The organism is Nocardia sp. NPDC019395 (assembly GCF_040632335.1).
Taxonomy (GTDB): domain Bacteria; phylum Actinomycetota; class Actinomycetes; order Mycobacteriales; family Mycobacteriaceae; genus Nocardia.
This window is the reverse complement of record NZ_JBEYBT010000043.1, coordinates 1-2,037: the sequence shown is the minus strand read 5'-3', so window position 1 is coordinate 2,037 and position 2,037 is coordinate 1. Positions and strand designations below refer to the sequence as shown.

1 protein-coding gene is annotated in these 2,037 nt (G+C 67.7%); it reads left to right on the top strand.

Translation table 11 applies throughout. The annotated features are described in order from the left end of the window. The first annotated feature begins 428 nt into the window (after window positions 1-428). The gene (locus tag ABZ827_RS31275; RefSeq protein WP_357244701.1) at window positions 429-1,907 is read left to right on the top strand and encodes a DUF5933 domain-containing protein; all 1,479 of its coding nucleotides are present in this window, start codon (window positions 429-431) and stop codon (window positions 1,905-1,907) included. Window positions 1,908-2,037 lie beyond the last annotated feature (130 nt).

Below are 2,037 nucleotides of genomic sequence, written 5' to 3'. Positions count from 1 at the left end.
CCCCGTTTCCCGCATGCGGCCGGTCCGCGTTGGTGGTTCGGGGCCCGTCTCGTTCTGGAGCGACCAGAGCGAAGGAGCGCAGCGACTGAGCGCCGGGAGTGAAGAACGAGACCAAGGGGCCCCGAACCCGCGCCGCCGCAGGCGGCGCCAAAAAACACAGAACCTTCACGAACTGGCCCGCTTGTCACCTTCGCGGTCCTGCTCACATGCTTCGCGGTCCAGCTCACCTCACACCTTCACGGTCCGGCTCACCTCACACCTTCACGGTCCAGCCCACCGCCGCCGCAAGATCCGAGCCCCCCGGGCCTCGATCCCGAGATACCGCAGCCGCCGCCAAAAAACACAGCTGACCGCTCCTGTTCAAACTCCCGGGGAGCTGTCGTTCACGTGCCGTTTACGATGAGCGAGTGCTAGTCGAAGACCCGAATATGGGAGCTGGAGCCGCGTCGCGCCGATCCGCGTCGCAACGGGGGATTCGGGTGCTCGCCGTCCTCGCCGTGCCGTTACTGCTGTCCGTCTTGCAGTTGGTGGCCCTGTGGCGTGGTTACGAGGGTCCGCTGGAGAGCGTGGCCCGTGACTACATCGGTACCCCGAAGTCCATGACAGTTCCCTGGGCCGGGCTCGTGCTCGCTCTGGTCGGGATACACAACCGGCACCGGTTGGTCGCGTTCGGGGCCGCCGTGCTGATCGATATCGTCTACGCGACCGCCCGCGTGATCGCGGGCGGCCCGTTCACCGTCGGCAACGGTCCCGTGCTCGTTCTCACCGGACTGGCACTGCTCGCCTGGTGGCGCTGGGAGGGCCGGCAGCGGCGTAATGCCCTGCGTGCTGCCGCACTGGGAGCCCTGCTGATCCTGGCGACCAAGGTCGGCGATGTCTGGTTGCACATCACCGTCGAGGTCCGGCCGCGTGTACTGGACGAGTACGTGATGCTGGCCGATCACGCACTCGGCGATCCGTCCTGGGTGATGGGCCGGGTGCTGCAGGCGCTCGGGCCCATTCCCGACGCCGTACTGCACTGGGTGTATATCGAACTTCCCGCGGCCGCGATCGTGGTGGCGGTATGGCAGCTGCGGGCCGTGGTGGGCGGCGGCCGGTGGCCGAACCACTATCTGGTGCGCACCTTCCTGGTGCTGGGTCTGGTGGGCCCGCTGGTGTACATCTTGTTCCCGGTGGTCGGACCCATGTTCGTCTACGGCGCCGACGGTAACGGTTTCCAGGTCGGCAACTTCTGGCCCGCCGTCGTGCCGCCACTCGATCGCGGCCCCGAGGCGCTGCTGTTCTCCGATCTGGCACCGCGCAATTGCATGCCGTCCATGCATACGGCGTGGGCGCTGGCGCTGTTCCTGCACACCCGCCGCAATGCCGACGGCACCCTCGCACCTACCTGGTTGCGCTGGGGTGGAACCTTCTGGCTGCTCTGCACCCTGACCGCGACCCTGGGCTTCGGCTATCACTACGGTGTCGACCTGGTCGCCGGCGCGGTTCTCTGCCTGACGGTGGAGTCGGCACTGCGGGAACCGGAACGCGGCTGGGGCTGGTTCCGCGTGCGCTTGGTCGGCGGCGGCGTGCTGACGCTGGCCACGCTCCTGCTCGGGTACCGCTATCTCGCGGTGTATATGGCAGACCACCCGGTCGTCGCCGGACCCGTCGTGCTGGCCCTGCTGGCCGCGATGGCCGCCGGATTCCACGCGACCTGGTTCGCCCGCCGCCGCAGTAGTGTGCCGCTCGCCGCCGGTTCGAGTTCGGCCTGCACCGACAAGTTCCTGACCGATGCGGTCAACCGATCGAAACCCCGGTCGGCCGCGGCACCCCTTCAGACCGAGACCCCCGGTGCACAGGACGGAACCTCCGATACGCCGACAGAGCCCCCTACTCCTCTAATAACGCCGGTCGAATCCCGCTGACGCCAGTCCGTCCACCTGCAATCCCCACCCGTTTTCCGCATGCGACCGGTCCGCCTTGGTGGTTCGGGGCCCGTCTCGTTCTGGAGCGACCAGAGCGAAGGAGCGCAGCGACTGAGCGCCGGGAGTGAAG

Coding starts and splice junctions, on each gene's coding strand:
- ABZ827_RS31275 (WP_357244701.1), top strand. CDS start 429: ATGGGAGCTGGAGCCGCGTCGCGCCGATCCGCGTCGCAACGGGGGATT.